Origin of the sequence: Actibacterium ureilyticum, assembly GCF_002285435.1 — a bacterium.
Taxonomy (GTDB): Bacteria; Pseudomonadota; Alphaproteobacteria; order Rhodobacterales; family Rhodobacteraceae; genus Actibacterium_C; species Actibacterium_C ureilyticum.
In genome coordinates, this window is the sequence record NZ_NSBT01000037.1 from 251187 (window position 1) to 267553 (window position 16367).

Below are 16367 nucleotides of genomic sequence, written 5' to 3' on the forward strand. Positions count from 1 at the left end.
CCTTGGCATGATGGCCCTCGCCCTGGGGGCGGTGGCCGGTGGCGTGCATCTGCGCGCCAATGCGCGAGAACGCGCGGCCGAACAGGAATTTCCGCCGCTGGGGCAGTTCGTGACCGTGGACGGGGTGCGGATCCACGCCGTCGTCACCGGCAGCGGCCCCGATCTGGTGCTGATCCACGGCGCCTCGGGCAACCTGCGCGATTTCACCTTCGATCTGGTGCCGCAACTGGCCCGGGATTTCCGCGTCATCGCCTTCGACCGCCCCGGCCTGGGGTGGAGCGACCCGGCCCCCGACGGTCACCTGCTGGCGCGCCAGGCCGACCTGTTGCACCGGGCCGCCGTGGCGCTCGGGGCCGACCGGCCGCTGGTGCTGGGCCAAAGCTATGGCGGGGCGGTGGCGCTGAACTGGGCGCTGACCCATCCCGACGCGGTTGCCGGGTTGATCACCGTTTCCGCGCCCAGCCACCCCTGGCCCACGGGGCTGCCGACGCTTTATCGCGTGACCAGCCACCCGCTGGGACAGGCGCTGGCGGTGCCGCTGATCACCGCGCTGGTGCCCGACAGTTACCTGCAGAACGCCGTCGATGGCGCGTTCGACCCCCAGGACCCGCCACAGGGCTATGCCAGCCATTTCGGCCCCGCCCTGTCCGCCCGCCGCCAGACCCTGCGCAGCAATGCCGACCAGCGCGCCGCGCTCAAGGATGAGATCCGCGCCATGAGCACCGATTACGGCCGCATCACGGTCCCGGTCGAAATGCTGCACGGCACCGCCGACGATGTGGTCGATTTCAACCTGCATGCGCTGCAATTGCTGCGTGATCTGCCCGATGCCCATCTGACCCGCCTGCCCGGCATCGGCCACATGCCGCATCACGCCGCCCAAGGTGCGGTGCTGGCGGCGATCCACCGCGCGGCCACCCGCGCCGGATTGCGCTGACCCGCCACTTCGCCCTACAGTCGGGACAAGCAAGGAGACGCAGATGAACCTGCCATTCGATGGGGCGATCAGTCAGTTTTTCGAAACCGAAGCACCCGAGGCCGTGCGCCAGGCGATCCGCGACGGCGGCAAGAAGGACATCCTGTCCGACAGCTATCCCTATGACCGGGCGATGGATACCGACGACTATGACGAGCAGATCGCCGCGTTGCAGGTCGAACTGGTCAAGATGCAGGCCGACATCAAGGAAACCGGCCGCCGCATGGCCGTGGTGTTCGAAGGCCGCGATGCGGCGGGAAAAGGCGGCACGATCAAACGCTTGCGCGAGAACCTTAATCCCCGGGTCGCGCGGGTTGTGGCGTTGTCGAAACCCTCGGACCGCGAGGCCAGCCAGTGGTATTTCCAGCGCTATGTCCAGCAGCTCCCCGCCGGCGGCGAATTGGCGATCTTCGACCGCTCCTGGTACAATCGCGGCGTGGTCGAGCATGTGTTCGGCTTCTGCACCCCCGATCAGCGCAAGCATTTCTTCCACCAGCTGCCCGAGTTCGAGGAGATGCTGGTCGACGAGGGGATCGAGCTGGTCAAGATCTGGCTGAATGTGGGCCGCGCCGAACAGCTGCGCCGCTTCCTGAAACGCGAAAAAGACCCGCTCAAGCAATGGAAACTCAGCTGGATCGATGTCGAGGGGCTGAAGAAGTGGGACGCCTATTCCGACGCGATCGCCGAAACCTTCGCCAAAAGCCACACCGAACACGCCCCCTGGACCGTGATCCGCTCCGATGACAAGAAACGCGCGCGCCTTGCCGCGCTGCGCACCGTGCTGGGCCGGATCGACTATGCCGGCAAATCGGCCAAGGCCGTGGGCACCCCCGACGCCAAGATCTGCGGAGGCCCCGAAATCTGGGATGCCTAAACGCGGTTATCATCATGGCAATCTGCGGCAGGCGCTGGTCGATGCCGCGCTGAAGCTGATCACGGAAAAGGGCCCCCAGGGCTTCACCATTTCCGAGGCCGCCAAGGCCGCGGGCGTGACCCCGGCGGCGGTTTACCGGCATTTCCAGGGGCGCGAGGATCTGCTGGCCGAAATCGCCCGCCAGGGATTCGAGATCTTCGCCGACCTGATGGAGCACGCCTATGACAAGGGCCAGCCATCAGCGCTGGCATCGTTCGAGGCGACAGGCCGCGCCTATCTGGCCTTTGCGCGCAAGTTCCCCGGTCACTATATGGCGATGTTCGAAGCGGGCCTGTCGATGAATGCCAACCCGGATCTGGCCCGCGCCGCCTCCCGCGCCACGGCGATCCTGGAAAAGGCCGCGGCCGAGCTCAGCCAACACATCCCGCCCGAACGGCGCCCGCCCCCGGCGATGTTTTCGGCCCATATCTGGGCGCTCAGCCATGGCGTGGTCGAACTCTACACCCGGGGCACCCCCGGCGCGCGCACCCCCTTCCCGCCCGAGGATCTGCTGGAATCGGGGATCGGCATCTATCTGCGCGGGCTGGGGCTGATCCCGCCCGATGGCTAGGGACGAGTCTTTGGCCTTCTTCTTGGTCCAAATACTCACGCGCGCAGCGCAAAATCCGCCGCGCGCAGCGCGGCGCCCTAGCGAAACAGCATGACCGAACCGGGGTTCCACACCACCCGCGCGGTGTCCCCCACGGCCAGCACGTCACGACCAAAGAGGTTCCGCATCGACAGCTGCACCGGCGTGTCGATCCCCGGCAGCGCGACGAAGTAATAGGTCATGTCGCCGTAATAGACGACCTCCTCGATCCGGCCCTCGACCACCTCGCCCTGCGCGCTCTGCCCCTCGTAAAGCAGCGTCATGGTCTCGGGGCGCAGGCCGGCCTCGGCCCCGTTACCGGACCCGCGGGTGATCTGGCCCGCGTCCAGCACCGCCCGGCCCAGCCCGGCGATGTCGACCGTCACGCCCGCGCCGCTTTCCTCCAGCACCTGCGCGGGCAGGAAGTTCATGATCCCGATGAAATCGGCGACCTTGCGGCTTGCGGGGCGTTTATAGATCACCTCGGGGTCGTCCAGCTGGGCGATCTCGCCCTCGAACATCACGGCGATCCGGTCGGACATGACCAGCGCCTCTTCCTGGTCATGGGTCACCAGGATGAAGGTGATGCCCACATGCCGTTGCAGCTTGATCAGCTCGACCTGCATCTGCTCGCGCATCTTGCGGTCCAGCGCGGAAAGCGGCTCGTCCAGCAACAGCACCTTGGGCTTCAGGATCAGCGCACGCGCCAGCGCCACCCGCTGCCGTTGCCCGCCCGACAGCGCATGCGCCGCGCGTTTGCCGTAACCGCCCAGCCCCACCATATCCAGCGCGTCCTCGACCAGCGTGCGCTTGGCCTGGGCGTTCAGATCGCCGCGCTTGCGCAGGCCAAAGCCCACGTTTTCGGCCACGCTCAGATGCGGAAAGATCGCATAGGACTGGAACACCATATTGGTCGGGCGCTTGTTGGCGGGCACGCGGTCCATGTCCTGGCCATCCAGCAGCACCGCGCCGGAACTGATCCCCTCGAACCCCGCGATGGTCCGCAACAGCGTGGTCTTGCCACAGCCCGATGGCCCCAGCAGGGAAAAGAACTCCCCCTGCCCGATCTGCGCCGTGATCCCGCGCAGCGCGTGATAGTCGCCATAGTATTTGTGTACATCGCGCAGCTCGATCAGGGGTCGGGTCACAGGAAACCTCCGGTGTCGTCGGCGCCGGTCCGGGCGATGCCCCGGCGGCGGAAATATTCGGCCGTTGTCAGCAGCAGGATCGACAGCGCCACAAGGATCGTCCCCAGCGCCATCACCACCGGGATCCTTTGCGGGAAGCGCAGCTGCGACCACAGGTATACCGGCAATGTGGGTTCGTTCCCGGTCAGGAAAAACGCGATGATGAATTCGTCCAGCGAGATCGTGAAGGCGATCAGCAGCGACGAGATGATGCCCGGCATGATCAGCGGCAGGGTGATCAACCGAAAGGTGGAAAACCGGGTCTCGCCCAGATCAAACGCGGCCTCTTCCAGCGACCGGTCCAGGTTCTGGAAGGACGAATTCAGGATCGCGATGGAAAACGGCGTGCAGATCAGCACATGGCCCAGGATCACCGTCATCGCGCTGAGGCCCAGCCCCAGTTGCAGCATCACCACCAGCAGCGACACCGCGACGATGATCTCGGGCAGCACCAGCGGCACCATGATCAGCCCCATGATCCCGCGCTTGGCCGGAAACTCGTACCGGGTCGCGGCGCGCGCGGCACACAGGCCCAGGGCGGTCGACACGATGGCGGTGGTCACGGCAATCATCAGGCTGTTCAGCACCGCGGTGTGCAGCGCGGGGATCGTCGTCAGCTCGACAAACCAGCGGGTCGTGAACCCCTGCAGCGGAAAGGCGATGATCGAGCCGTTGTTGAACGCAAAAAGCGGCAGCAGGATGATCGGCGCGTACAGGAACACCAGATAGAGCAGCGCATAGATCCGCAGCCAGCCCCCCCTCATTTCGGCCCCCGCAGGTAACGCCGGTTCAGCCCGACAAAGATCAGCGCGATGGTCGACACCATCACCATGGCAATCACCGCCAGCGCGGCACCCAGCGGCGCGTTGTTCAGTTTCAGGAACTGCGTCTGGATCATGTTGGCGATCATCAGCCCGTTCGGCCCGCCCACAAGGCGCGGCGTCACATAATCACCGATGGTCGGGATGAACACGATCAGCACGGCCGCCACCACGCCCGGCATCGCCAGCGGCAGCGTCACCCGCAGGAATGTGGTCACGCGGTTTTCGCCCAGATCCTGGCTCGCCTCCAGCAGCGAGCGGTCGATCTTTTCCAGCGCCACGAAAATCGGCAGGATCGCAAAGGGCGCATAGGCATGGGCCAGCGTGATCACCACCGCATTGGCGTTATACAGGATAAAGGTCAGCGGCTCGTCGATGAATCCCAGCCCCTGAAGCGAGGTGTTGAGCACCCCGTTGAAGCCCAGGATCACCTTCCACAGGAATACCCGGATCAGGTACGAGGTCCAGAACGGAATGGTGATCAGGAAAATCCAAAGCGATTTCCGCGACGGGCTGACATGGAAGGACACGAAATAGGCGATGGGAAAGGCCAGCACCACCGTCGTCAGCGTCACCGCGCCCGAGATCGTCAGCGACCGCAGCATCAGCTGGCGATACAGCGGCTCGCTCAGCGCCTCGGCATAGTTTTTCAGGGTAAAGGTCCGGTCGATTTCCAGATAGTTCTGGGTCCAGAAGCTGATCGCCAGCACCATCGCCACCGGCACCGCCAAAAGCAGGATGGCATAAAGCGCGGTGGGGCTGACCAGGATCAACCCGCTGGCCGCATCCGAGCGCCAAAACCGGCCCGTCCGATCCTGTCCTGCCATGCCCACCCCTGCTGTTCGCCGTTCCAGCATTAATGGAAATCCCGCCGCAGACAAGGGGGTCCGTTCCGGTGGACCACGGTCCGGGGCCAGATGCCTGAAATTTGCACAACCCCATATGCGGCAAAGAAAAAGGGGTGTCCGAAGACACCCCAGTTTCGCTGATAAGGCTCACTCTTTGTTTACCGCCCGGTTTGTTGCCTGCGGCCTTATCCGCGTCAGGGGCGAGCGCACCCGCCCCGTTGACTGTTCAGGAGCACCCAGAGGTCGCCCCGCATGTGTTGCACTTCATGCAGGTGCCGTTGCGCACCAGCGTGTAGTTGCCGCAATCGCCGCACGGGTCGCCCTCGTAGCCCTGCATCTTGGCCTTGGCGCGGGCGTCCATGGTGACGGTGCCGGTGGCCACGGCCGTGGTGACCTGCACCGTTTCGGCGGCGGTTTCGGGCACCAGCGTTTGCAGCGCGGCGGTGGCGTCGGTCCCGGTGGACAAGGCCGTGGCCCCCACGCCGCCGTTCAGCACCACCAGCTCCTGCGGCACGCGTTTGCGCAGATACCCGGTCGACGACACCTGTTTCAGCCACTCCAGCGACTGGCTCGCCGCGGCCTCGGACACGTCCGACACGTTGGGCTTGCCCTCTTCCTCGCCCCGGCCCAGCTCGTCGAACGATTGTCCGTCGGGCTTCACATGGGCCAGATCGGTGCGGTCCAGGTACGAAATCGCCAGCTCGCGGAAGATATAATCCAGGATCGAGGTCGCGTTCTTGATGCTGTCATTGCCCTGCACCATGCCCGCCGGTTCGAACCGGGTGAAGGTGAAGGCCTCGACAAACTCCTCCAGTGGCACACCGTATTGCAGACCGACCGACACCGCGATGGCGAAGTTGTTCATCATCGCCCGGAAGCCCGCGCCTTCCTTGTGCATGTCGATGAAGATCTCGCCCAGCGAGCCGTCCTTGTATTCGCCGGTGCGCAGGTACACCTTGTGCCCGCCGACGATGGCCTTCTGGGTATAGCCCTTGCGGCGCTCGGGCAGCTTCTCGCGGTGGCTGCGGACGATTTCCTTGACGATCACCTTCTCGACGATCTTCTCGGCCAGCACGGCGGCCTTTTCCTGCATCGAGCCGTTTTCGAGGATCTCTTCGGCCTCTTCATCGTCCTCGACCAGGGCGGTGGCCAGCGGCTGGCTCAGTTTTGATCCGTCGCGGTACAGCGCATTGGCCTTGATGCCCAGCTGCCAGGACAGCTCGTATGCGCTTTGGCAATCCTCGATCGTCGCGTCATTGGGCATGTTCACGGTTTTCGAGATCGCGCCCGAGATGAAGCTTTGCGCCGCGCCCATCATCTTGATGTGGCTGTCGACCGACAGGAAGCGCTTGCCCTTCTTGCCGCAGGGGTTGGCGCAATCGAAGACGTGGTAATGCTTGGGGTCCAGATGCGGCGCCCCTTCCAGCGTCATCGTCCCGCAGACATGGTCGTTCGCGGCTTCGATATCGGCCTTGCTGTAGCCCAGGTGCCGCAGCATGTCGAAGGTGGGGTCGTTCAGCTTTTCGGCCGGGATGCCCAGCACGTTCTGGCAAAACTCTTCGCCCAAGGTCCACTGGTTGAACACGAACCGGATGTCAAAGGCCGACGGCAGCGCCGCTTCGATCTTGTCCAGCTCGTTCTGGCCGAACCCATGCCCGACGAGCGAGGTGTGGTTGATCCCCGGCGCGTTGCCCAGCGTGCCGTGACCCACGGCATAGCCCACGATTTCCTCGATCTGCGCGCTGCCATAGCCCAGTTTTTCCAGGGCCGCGGGGACCGAGCGGTTGATGATCTTGAAATAGCCGCCCCCGGCCAGTTTCTTGAATTTCACCAGCGCGAAATCGGGTTCGATCCCGGTGGTGTCGCAATCCATCACCAGACCGATCGTGCCGGTCGGCGCGATCACGGTGGCCTGCGCGTTGCGATAGCCATGCTGTTCGCCCAGGCTCAGCGCCTCGTCCCAAGCGCCCATGGCAAGGTCGATCAGGCGGCTGTCGGGGCAATTGTCATGGTCCAGCGCCACCGGCTTCACGGCCAGTTTCTCGTACCCGTCGGTGTTGCCATAGGCCGCGTTGCGGTGGTTGCGGATCACGCGCAGCATGTGCTGGGCGTTCCGGTCATAGCTGGGGAAAGCGCCCAGTTCGCCCGCGATCTCGGCCGAGGTCGCATAGCTGACACCGGTCATCAGCGCGGTCAGCGCGCCGCCCATCGCCCGGCCCTGGTCGCTGTCATAGCCCAGGCCCATGTTCATCAGCAGACCGCCGATATTGGCATAGCCCAGACCAAGCGTGCGGAAGTCATAGGAAAGCTGCGCGATTTCCTTGGACGGGAATTGCGCCATCATCACGCTGATTTCCAGCGTCAGCGTCCACAGCCGGGTGGCGTGCATGTAATCGTCGGCCTGGAACTGCCCGTCCTTCCAGAAGGTCAGCAGGTTCATCGACGCCAGGTTACAGGCGGTGTCGTCCAGGAACATGTATTCCGAGCACGGGTTCGAGCCGCGGATCGGCCCGTCTTCGGGGCAGGTGTGCCAGGCGTTGACCGTGTCGTGATACTGGATGCCCGGATCGGCACAGGCCCAGGCGGCATGGCCGATCTGTTCCCACAGCTCGCGCGCCTTGATGGTCTTGGCGACCTTGCCGTCGATGCGGCGGATCAGCTCCCAATCGGCGTCGTCCTTGACCGCCTGCAGGAAGGCATCCGTCACCCGGACCGAGTTGTTCGAGTTCTGGCCCGACACGGTGCTATAGGCTTCACTGTCCCAGTCGGTGTCATAGGTCGGGAATTCGATGCTGGCATAGCCCTGCTTGGCGTAATCCAGCACGCGCTTCACGTAAGCCTCGGGGATCGAAAGCTTTTTCGCCGCACGGATCGCGGATTTCAGGCTGGGGTTCTTGGCCGGATCGACCGCATCCTCGCCCGAGCCGTCCCATTCGCGGATCGCCGCAAAGATCTGGTTCAGCTGCGCCTCGTGCATCTTGGACCCGGCGACAAGGCTGGCAACCTTCTGCTCTTCCTTGACCTTCCAGTTGATGAATTCCTCGATATCGGGGTGGTCGGCGTCGCAGATCACCATCTTGGCCGCGCGGCGCGTGGTGCCGCCCGACTTGATCGCGCCCGCCGCGCGGTCGCCGATCTTCAGAAAGCCCATCAGGCCGCTGGATTTGCCGCCACCCGACAGCGCCTCGCCCTCGGCGCGCAGCGACGAGAAGTTGGTGCCGGTGCCCGAGCCGTATTTGAACAGCCGCGCCTCGCGGACCCACAGGTCCATGATGCCGCCCTCGTTCACCAGATCATCGCTGACCGACTGGATGAAGCAGGCATGGGGCTGCGGATGTTCGTAAGCCGATTTCGATTTGACCAGCTTGCCGGTCTTGTAATCGACATAGAAGTGGCCCTGGCTGGGACCGTCGATGCCATAGGCCCAGTGCAGGCCGGTGTTGAACCATTGCGGGCTGTTCGGCGCCGCGCGCTGCGTCGCAAGCATATAGCGCATCTCGTCGAAATAGGCGCGCGCGTCTTCCTCGGCGGTGAAATAGCCACCTTTCCAGCCCCAATAGGCCCAGGCGCCGGCCAGACGGTCAAAGACCTGCTTGGCCGAGGTCTCGCCGCCAAAACGTTCGGCCTCGGGCAGCTTGGCCAGCGCCGCCTCGTCCGGCACCGACCGCCACAGGAATTCCGGGACGTCCTTTTCCTTGACCTTCTTCAGGCGGGCGGGAACGCCGGCCTTGCGGAAATATTTCTGGGCGATCACATCGGATGCGACCTGGCTCCAGCTGACCGGCACCTCGACATTGTCGAGCCCAAAGACCAGCGAGCCATCGGGATTGCGAATCTCCGACGCGGTCAGGGTGAATTCCAGCGCACCGTAAGCGCCGGTTTTTGCCTTGGTGAAATTACGTTCGATCTTCATTTTTTCTGCCCCGTCGCAAGACTTTTCTAATCCCGCGGGCCCCGACGACGTTACGCCTGACCCTAGTGTGTCGTGCCGGCGTGGAACGGACAGTCGACATTCGGCCGCGCTGCAAAGCAGCCCGTGGCCGGGTAATCCCGGTACCATTCGCGATGTCGTTGCCTTCCGCCCCAGCGGCGCCACTAGATATTGTGTCACGCCCACCGGCCAACACAAATTGGCGTAGAACGCGGGCTCAGGTCAACGGAAAAAGTTCACGGAAAGTGAAGTTTTTTTTCTTGACCGGATGGGGGCCATCTGTCGTCCGCGACACCCGCCCGATTCATCCACAGGGCTGTTGCAGATCCCACACAATGTGTGCCGGACGAGCCTGACCACTATATACAGCGGTTGGACCATGTTCATCCATCGAACGTGACTGGGCGCTGGCGAAGGTTGTCTATTCATTGCGTTCGACCCCCGAAGCCGTGGGACCGACAATCGGCAAGCCAATCAGACGGGCCACATCTGCTTGCGAACCACGCCATGAAATACCCTGGGCCGACCGTGATCCGACACGACGGATGTATTCGTTCAAACTGTTCGTTGGTCGGGACGGCAAGATTCGAACTTGCGACCTACGGTACCCAAAACCGTCGCGCTACCAGGCTGCGCTACGCCCCGTCGGGATGTTCCTAGCCGCAGGGCGCGGGAATGGAAAGAGCAAACACCGCGAATATGCCGCGCCGGTCAGTCGGCGCAGGGCCAGGCGGCGTCGGGGGCGGCAAAGGCCGGGTGGCGCATCACGCTGCCTTCGGCGATGCCCACCCGTTCGGCCAGACCGCCATTGATTTCCAGCACCGCGAACACGCCGTCCCCGCCGTCGATCGGGGTTTCGTCCAGCGGTACGGCGCGGTGATGTACCCTGCGCACGGTGCCGGTCGCGTCCAGAAAGATCATGTCCAGGGGGATCAGCGTGTTGCGCATCCAGAACGCCACGCGCTGCGGCCGGTCATAGACGAACAACATGCCGCTGCCGGATGGCATATGGGTGCGGTCCATCAGCCCGCGGGCGCGTTCGGTGGCGTCATCGGCGACCTCGACCGCAAACCGGGCCTGCCCCCAATCGCCCTTAAGTTGCGCAACGGCGGGATCGCAGGCTTGCGCCGCGCCCACACCGGCCGCGGCCAGCCACAACGCGGCCGCCGCGGCGCCATGCCTCAGCTTTCGGAAATCGCGGTTTCCCATGAACACACCATCGTCGCCATGCGCCCGCGCTTGCCATCGACCACACGCAGGCCCACGGCCTCGCCCGGTTGCAGATCGGCCAGCCCGGAGCGGCGCAGAACCTCGATATGGACAAAGACATCCTCGGAGCTGCCGAAGACATTGGCAAAGCCGAACCCCTTGGCCTTGTCGAACCATTTCACCCGCGCAGGTTCCAGCGGCGCGGCCGCCAGTTCGGCGGAATCGGCAGTGGCCAGATCGGCCAGCGGCGCCGACTCGTCGCTTTCGGGCGGGTCGATCCGCAGCACATGGGTCGCCTGAATACCGCGATCCGTCTGCTGGATACGCACTTCGATCCCTGCGGAATCCGCAACCGAGCTCTGACCGAAATTCCTCAGAACGTTTGCGTGCAAAAGAATGTCCGGTCCGCCCTCCTCGGCGACGACGAATCCAAATCCCTTTGCAGGATCGAACCACTTCACGCGCCCCGAAATCGTGCGCGTGCCTGTTTCTTCCTTCTCGCTCATCTTGTCGTCACACGTTTTTTGTTCTCTTTGCATCCCCAGCCCCACTTGTGACAGACGCCGCCGAGACTTCAAGCTTAATTTCGGCGTTTTTTATGCGTGTTTTCAATTCACGAAGCGCGAATATCACGGGTATAGGCGCTCGATGCTCCAATCGGTTTCAATATTTTCGCGCTGCCAGCGGAACCGGTCATGCAACCGGAACGCGCCATCAGCCCAGAACTCAATTTCCAGCGGCCTGAGGCGATAGCCCCCCCAAAACGGGGGGCGGGGCGGATGTGTGCCGTGCTGCGCCGTCACCGCCGCAACCTCGGCCATCAGGGCCCCGCGCGAGGACAGGGGCTGCGATTGCCGCGATGCCCAGGCCCCCAGACGGCTTTTCAGGGACCGGGATGCAAAATATGCGTCCGCCTGTGGTCCCTCTTCGCGTTCGGTCACCCCCCGCACGCGGATCTGCCGCCGCAGAGATTTCCAGTGTAGCACAAACGCCGCCTTGCCCGCGAACGCAATTTCCTGCGCCTTGCGGCTTTCGTAATTGGTATAGAAAACGAAGGCGTCGTCCTCGATTTCCTTCAGCAGGACCATGCGCACATTGGGCAGACCATCGGCATCGACCGTCGACAGCGCGATGGCGTTGGGGTCGTTGGGCTCTGTCGCCACGGCCTCGTCCAGCCACGACCGGGCCAACACAAAGGGGTCGTCCCCCGAAAACGGTGCATTCCTTGCGGACATGCGGGCTCTCCCACCAATTCAGCGCCTGCTTTTTGACCGGGCGGTCAAAACAATATGGGCCACCATAGGTCAAATGGAACGTAACGTCATCTGCTTCGGTGTCGATACCCTTGAAGCAACAAATCAATTGGCCTAAAGATCGACCACATTTTACCAGCGATCACGGGGCATCGGATGTCGGATAAATTCATGGATGGAAAACGCGGCCTGATCATGGGGCTTGCCAACGATAAATCCATCGCCTGGGGCATTGCGCAAGCCTGTGCCGCACAAGGGGCCGAGCTGGCTTTTTCCTATCAGGGGAAACAGCTTAAGAAGCGCGTGGTGCCGCTGGCCGAGCAGCTTGGCTCGGACATGGTCCTGCCCTGCGACGTGTCGGACATGGCGTCGGTCGATGCGCTGTTTGCCGAGCTGGAGGCCCGCTGGGGCAAGCTGGATTTCATCGTTCATGCCATCGGATTTTCCGACAAGGAAGAGCTGCGCGGCCGCTATGTCGACACCACGCGCGACAATTTCCTGATGACGATGGATATTTCGGTCTATTCCTTCACCGCCGTGGTGAACCGGGCCGAAAAGCTGATGGCCGAGGGCGGATCCTGCCTGACGCTGACCTATTACGGGGCCGAGCGCGTGATGCCGCATTACAACGTGATGGGCGTGGCCAAGGCAGGGCTTGAGGCGAGCGTGCGTTACCTGGCCGAGGATCTGGGCAAGAGCGGCATCCGTGTGAACGCGATCAGCGCCGGGCCGATCAAGACGCTGGCGGCATCGGGTATCGGCGATTTCCGCTACATCATGAAGTGGAACGAATACAACTCGCCCCTGCGGCGCAACGTGACCATCGACGATGTGGGCAAATCGGCGCTTTATCTGCTGTCGGACCTGGGCTCGGGCGTGACGGGCGAGGTGCTGCATGTGGATGCGGGGTATCACGTGGTGGGCATGAAGGCGGTGGATGCGCCCGACATCACCAAGGGCTGAGCCGTCCGGCAGAGAGGACAAGACCATGAGCGACACGCGCCTGCCCCATGAAAAGGGCTTTCACATCAGCTGGGACCAGATCCACCGCGACAGCCGCGCGCTGGCCTGGCGGCTGGACGGCCATGGCCCCGATGACGGCGCCTGGCGCGCGATTGTTGCCATCACCCGGGGCGGGATGGCGCCCGCGATGATCATCGCGCGCGAGCTGGATGTGCGGGTGATCGATACGATCAGCGTGAAATCCTATAATCATCAGGCGCAGATGGATGCCAAGGTGCTGAAGGCGCCGGATGCCGACATGATGGGCGACGGGACCGGCATTCTGGTGATCGACGATCTGGTGGACAGCGGCAAGACGCTGGAGCTGGTGCGCGAGCTGTACCCCAACGCCCATTTCGCCACCGTTTATGCCAAGCCCAAGGGGCGGCCGATGGTCGACACGTTCATCACCGAGGTCAGCCAGGACACCTGGATCTTTTTCCCGTGGGATATGGCGTTGCAATATGTCGAGCCCTATCGCGGTACCGACTGAGTGAGATCCGCGGGGGCCAGCCCCCGCACCCCCGGGATATTTGCACCAAGAAGAAAGCCCATGCAGCGTTTCAATCCCAATGTCCGTGACACGTTTGCGCCGCCCGTGATGGAAGCGCGGCGCTGGCTGGAGGGGGTGGATTTCCCCTCTGACCGGCCGCTGATCAATGTGAGTCAGGCCGCGCCGGTGGCGCCGCCGCCCGAGGGGTTGCGCGCCGAGCTGGCGCGGGTGGTGATGGAAGAGCCGCAGGCACATCTTTACGGGCCGGTGCTGGGTCTGCCCGCGTTGCGGGCGCAGCTGGCCGCGGATTGGAGCCGGATCTATGGCGGCGCGATCGCCGAGGCGCAGGTGGCGATCACCGCCGGCTGCAACCAGGCGTTCTGTGCCACGATGGCCACGCTGGCGGGGCCCGGCGATCAGGTGATCCTGCCGACGCCATGGTATTTCAACCACAAGATGTGGCTGGACATGACCGGGGTCCATGCGGTCCCCCTGCCCTGTGGCGCGGGCATGTTGCCCGACCCCGATGCGGCGGCGGCGCTGATCGGGCCGCGCACGCGGGCCATCGTGCTGGTCACGCCCAACAACCCCTGTGGCAGCGAATATCCCGCCGATCTGCTGGCGGCGTTCCGCGATCTGGCGCGGGCGCGCGGGATTGCGTTGATCGTGGACGAGACCTATCGCGATTTCCTGAGCCGCGATGGCGCGCCGCACGGGCTGTTTGCCGATCCCGACTGGGACGACACGCTGATCCATCTGTATTCCTTTTCCAAGGCCTATCGCCTGACCGGGCACCGGGTGGGCGCGATCGTGGCCAGCCCCGCGCGGCTGGCGCAGGTCGAGAAATTCCAGGACACGGTGCAGATCTGCACCGCGCAGACCGGGCAATATGCGGCGCTTTGGGGGATGCGGAACCTGGGCGACTGGCTGGCGGGCGAGCGGGGCGAGATCCTGGCGCGCCGGGCGGCGGTCGAACAGAACGCGGCGCGGCTGCCGGGCTGGACGCTGTTGGGTGTGGGGGCCTATTTCGCCTATTTCCAGCATCCGTTCGACATGGGATCGGACGCGCTGGCGCCCTGGCTGGTGCGGCAGGCCGGTGTTCTGCTGCTGCCGGGCACCATGTTCATGCCGGCGGGCGCGGCCGGTGGGGCGGGCCAATTGCGCGTGGCCTTTGCCAATATCGACCGCGACGGGATCGCGACCCTGATCGACCGGCTGGCCGCGGTCGCGCCATGACGCTTGCGGCCCCGCCGCCAAGCCACTACACATCCGCCCAATCAGAGGTTTGAGACAGGGCAACAGCATGGCGCGCTCGCTTGGCAAGAAAACCAGTGACATGGCGGTTTGGATCATCCTGATCCTGCTGATCATCGGGCTGGGGGGCTTCGGCATCAGCAATTTCGGCGGATCGGTGCGCAGCATCGGATCGGTGGGCGACGAGCCGATCAGCGTGGACGATTACGCCCGCGCCCTGCAATCGGAAATCGCGGCGCAGCAGCAGCGCTCCGGCGCGCCGTTTTCCTTTGCCCAGGCCCAGCAAAGCGGGCTGACCGGCGCGATCCAGCGCACCGTCATCGACCGCGCGACGCTGGACAATGAAACCGGCGATCTGGGCCTGTCGGTGGGCGATGAAGAGGTCCGGCGCGAGGTGTTGCAGGTCTCCGCCTTTCAAGGCATCGACGGCCAGTTCGACCGCGAGGCCTATCGCGCGACGCTGCAGCGCGCGGGCCAGACCGAGGCACAGTTCGAAGCCCAGCTGCGCAAGGATGTGGCGCGCAACCTGTTGCAGGGCGCGGTCCTGACCGGGGTGGCGACGCCCGATGCCTATACCGGGGCGCTTTACAGCTATTTCGCCGAACGCCGCAGCTATACCCTGATCGAGGTGACCGAGGACACGCTGGAGGCCCCCGTGGGCACGCCCGACGATGCCGCGCTGCAGGCGTTCTACGAGGCGAACCCGGCTGCGTTCACCACGCCCGAGACGCTGGACATCACCTATGCCTGGCTGACGCCCGACATGATCGTCGACACGGTCGAGGTCGAGGAGGACGCCCTGCGCGCGCTTTATGACGAGCGGATCGCCGATTACCAGCAGCCCGAGCGGCGCCTGGTCGAACGGCTGGTCTTTGCCACCACCGAGGACGCCGCCGCCGCCAAGGCGCGGCTGGATGCCGACGAGATCACGTTCGAGGATCTGGTGGCCGAACGCGGCCTGGCGCTGTCGGATATCGACCTGGGCGATGTGGCGGCCACGGATCTGGGCGCCGCGGGGGCGGCTGTCTTTGCGCTGGACGGTCCGGGCGTGACCGAACCGCAGGACACCGATCTGGGCCCGGCGCTGTTTCGGATGAACGCCATTCTGGCCGCCCGCGACGTTCCCTTTGACGAGGCGCGCGGCGAGTTGCAGGCCGAGGCCGCGCTGGACAAGGCGCGCCGGGTCATTTCCGACATGATGGGCGATGTGGATGACCGGCTGGCCGCGGGCGCCACGCTGGAAGAGCTGACCGACGAGACCGAACTGCGGCTGGACCAGATCGCCTGGCATCCGGATCTGGGCGACGGGATCGCGGGGTACGAGGCGTTCCGCGACGCCGCGGCCGCCGCCCAGCCGGGCGATTTCCCCGAACTGGTCGAGCTGGACGATGGCGGCATCTTCGCGATGCGGCTGAACGAAATCGTGGCCCCTGCCCTGCAGGCGCTGGCCGACATGCGCGACACCGCGATCGAGGGCTGGCAGCAACAGGAGCTGACACGCGCCCTGACCGAACGGGCCGAGGCGCTGAAGGCGCAACTGGACGGCGGCGCCGACCTGGCCACGCTGGAGGTCGACCACGAAACCATGACCGACCTGACCCGTGGCGCGGTGACCCCGCAGGCCCTGTCCGATCCGCTGTTTGCGCTGGACCCCGGCGACAGCACCATCGTGACCGACAGCGGGCGGATCTATCTGGCGCGTCTGGACGCGGTATCGCCGCCCGATGACGACGACCCGATCTCGCAATTCCTGCAACAGCAGATCGAACAGCAGACGGCGCAGGCGCTGAGCCAGGATGTGCTGGATTACTATGTCCAGTACCTGCGCCAGAACGCAGGCCTGACGCTGGATCAGGCGGCGATCAACGCCGTGCACGCGCAATTCCAATAG

The 16367-nt window shown here is 64.4% G+C and carries 14 protein-coding genes and 1 tRNA gene; 7 read left to right on the plus strand and 8 right to left on the minus strand.

What is annotated here, in order from left to right; genetic code table 11:
- The first annotated feature begins 7 nt into the window (after positions 1-7).
- The 3 genes from CLM60_RS14100 to CLM60_RS14110 are packed head-to-tail and all read left to right on the plus strand — an operon-like array spanning position 8 to position 2460.
- Positions 8-937: an alpha/beta fold hydrolase gene (locus CLM60_RS14100; RefSeq protein WP_342745127.1), complete on the plus strand. Its 930-nt coding sequence runs from the start codon at positions 8-10 to the stop codon at positions 935-937.
- Between the two features lie 43 nt (positions 938-980).
- The gene (gene ppk2 / locus CLM60_RS14105; RefSeq protein ID WP_095589772.1) at positions 981-1850 is read left to right on the plus strand and encodes a polyphosphate kinase 2; all 870 of its coding nucleotides are present in this window, start codon (positions 981-983) and stop codon (positions 1848-1850) included.
- Entirely contained in the window at positions 1843-2460 is a 618-nt protein-coding gene (locus tag CLM60_RS14110; protein WP_095589773.1) for a TetR/AcrR family transcriptional regulator, read from the plus strand. The genes ppk2 and CLM60_RS14110 overlap by 8 nt, the downstream gene beginning before the upstream one ends.
- A gap of 77 nt (positions 2461-2537) precedes the next feature.
- Here the strand turns inward: CLM60_RS14110 and CLM60_RS14115 are convergent, their stop codons facing one another.
- The 8 genes from CLM60_RS14115 to pdxH all read right to left on the minus strand — a co-directional run bounded on the left by CLM60_RS14115 (position 2538) and on the right by pdxH (position 11709).
- Positions 2538-3626, minus strand: coding sequence for an ABC transporter ATP-binding protein (locus CLM60_RS14115; protein ID WP_245848419.1), 1089 nt, complete (start codon positions 3624-3626; stop codon positions 2538-2540).
- Positions 3623-4429 carry an ABC transporter permease gene (locus CLM60_RS14120; RefSeq protein WP_095589774.1) on the minus strand — a complete coding sequence of 269 codons (807 nt, stop codon included), beginning with the start codon at positions 4427-4429 and terminating at the stop codon, positions 3623-3625. The genes CLM60_RS14115 and CLM60_RS14120 overlap by 4 nt, the downstream gene beginning before the upstream one ends.
- Positions 4426-5313, minus strand: a complete 888-nt coding sequence (locus CLM60_RS14125) for an ABC transporter permease (RefSeq protein WP_095589775.1) — start codon at positions 5311-5313, stop codon at positions 4426-4428. The genes CLM60_RS14120 and CLM60_RS14125 overlap by 4 nt, the downstream gene beginning before the upstream one ends.
- A 247-nt stretch (positions 5314-5560) precedes the next feature.
- On the minus strand, positions 5561-9247 hold the full coding sequence (locus CLM60_RS14130; RefSeq protein ID WP_095589776.1) for a vitamin B12-dependent ribonucleotide reductase: 3687 nt from the start codon (positions 9245-9247) through the stop codon (positions 5561-5563).
- 586 nt (positions 9248-9833) lie between these two features.
- A tRNA-Pro gene (locus CLM60_RS14135) sits at positions 9834-9910 on the minus strand.
- A gap of 66 nt (positions 9911-9976) precedes the next feature.
- Entirely contained in the window at positions 9977-10474 is a 498-nt protein-coding gene (locus tag CLM60_RS14140; RefSeq protein WP_095589777.1) for a DUF192 domain-containing protein, read from the minus strand.
- Positions 10447-10980: a cold-shock protein gene (locus tag CLM60_RS14145; protein WP_095589778.1), complete on the minus strand. Its 534-nt coding sequence runs from the start codon at positions 10978-10980 to the stop codon at positions 10447-10449. Before CLM60_RS14145 ends, CLM60_RS14140 begins: the two co-directional genes overlap by 28 nt.
- A 123-nt stretch (positions 10981-11103) precedes the next feature.
- Positions 11104-11709 carry a pyridoxamine 5'-phosphate oxidase gene (gene pdxH, locus CLM60_RS14150; RefSeq protein WP_095589779.1) on the minus strand — a complete coding sequence of 202 codons (606 nt, stop codon included), beginning with the start codon at positions 11707-11709 and terminating at the stop codon, positions 11104-11106.
- A 174-nt stretch (positions 11710-11883) separates the two neighbouring features.
- On the opposite strand from pdxH, the gene fabI reads away from it, so the two are divergent.
- From fabI to CLM60_RS14170, 4 genes are all read left to right on the plus strand, one after another.
- Positions 11884-12690 carry an enoyl-ACP reductase FabI gene (gene fabI / locus CLM60_RS14155; protein WP_095589780.1) on the plus strand — a complete coding sequence of 269 codons (807 nt, stop codon included), beginning with the start codon at positions 11884-11886 and terminating at the stop codon, positions 12688-12690.
- 25 nt (positions 12691-12715) lie between these two features.
- Positions 12716-13222, plus strand: coding sequence for a xanthine phosphoribosyltransferase (gene gpt / locus CLM60_RS14160; RefSeq protein ID WP_095589781.1), 507 nt, complete (start codon positions 12716-12718; stop codon positions 13220-13222).
- A gap of 60 nt (positions 13223-13282) precedes the next feature.
- Positions 13283-14458 carry an aminotransferase gene (locus tag CLM60_RS14165; protein ID WP_095589782.1) on the plus strand — a complete coding sequence of 392 codons (1176 nt, stop codon included), beginning with the start codon at positions 13283-13285 and terminating at the stop codon, positions 14456-14458.
- A 67-nt stretch (positions 14459-14525) separates the two neighbouring features.
- Complete coding sequence (locus CLM60_RS14170; RefSeq protein ID WP_095589783.1) at positions 14526-16367, plus strand: peptidylprolyl isomerase; 1842 nt, start codon at positions 14526-14528, stop codon at positions 16365-16367.

What these genes read in the sequence shown, in the direction of transcription:
- CLM60_RS14100 (WP_342745127.1), top strand. Translation starts at nt 8, where the DNA reads ATGATGGCCCTCGCCCTGGGGGCGGTGGCCGGTGGCGTGCATCTGCGC.
- ppk2 (WP_095589772.1), top strand. Translation starts at nt 981, where the DNA reads ATGAACCTGCCATTCGATGGGGCGATCAGTCAGTTTTTCGAAACCGAA.
- CLM60_RS14110 (WP_095589773.1), top strand. Translation starts at nt 1,843, where the DNA reads ATGCCTAAACGCGGTTATCATCATGGCAATCTGCGGCAGGCGCTGGTC.
- CLM60_RS14120 (WP_095589774.1), bottom strand. Translation starts at nt 4,429, where the DNA reads ATGAGGGGGGGCTGGCTGCGGATCTATGCGCTGCTCTATCTGGTGTTC.
- CLM60_RS14125 (WP_095589775.1), bottom strand. Translation starts at nt 5,313, where the DNA reads ATGGCAGGACAGGATCGGACGGGCCGGTTTTGGCGCTCGGATGCGGCC.
- CLM60_RS14130 (WP_095589776.1), bottom strand. Translation starts at nt 9,247, where the DNA reads ATGAAGATCGAACGTAATTTCACCAAGGCAAAAACCGGCGCTTACGGT.
- CLM60_RS14140 (WP_095589777.1), bottom strand. Translation starts at nt 10,474, where the DNA reads ATGGGAAACCGCGATTTCCGAAAGCTGAGGCATGGCGCCGCGGCGGCC.
- CLM60_RS14145 (WP_095589778.1), bottom strand. Translation starts at nt 10,980, where the DNA reads ATGAGCGAGAAGGAAGAAACAGGCACGCGCACGATTTCGGGGCGCGTG.
- pdxH (WP_095589779.1), bottom strand. Translation starts at nt 11,709, where the DNA reads ATGTCCGCAAGGAATGCACCGTTTTCGGGGGACGACCCCTTTGTGTTG.
- fabI (WP_095589780.1), top strand. Translation starts at nt 11,884, where the DNA reads ATGTCGGATAAATTCATGGATGGAAAACGCGGCCTGATCATGGGGCTT.
- gpt (WP_095589781.1), top strand. Translation starts at nt 12,716, where the DNA reads ATGAGCGACACGCGCCTGCCCCATGAAAAGGGCTTTCACATCAGCTGG.
- CLM60_RS14165 (WP_095589782.1), top strand. Translation starts at nt 13,283, where the DNA reads ATGCAGCGTTTCAATCCCAATGTCCGTGACACGTTTGCGCCGCCCGTG.
- CLM60_RS14170 (WP_095589783.1), top strand. Translation starts at nt 14,526, where the DNA reads ATGGCGCGCTCGCTTGGCAAGAAAACCAGTGACATGGCGGTTTGGATC.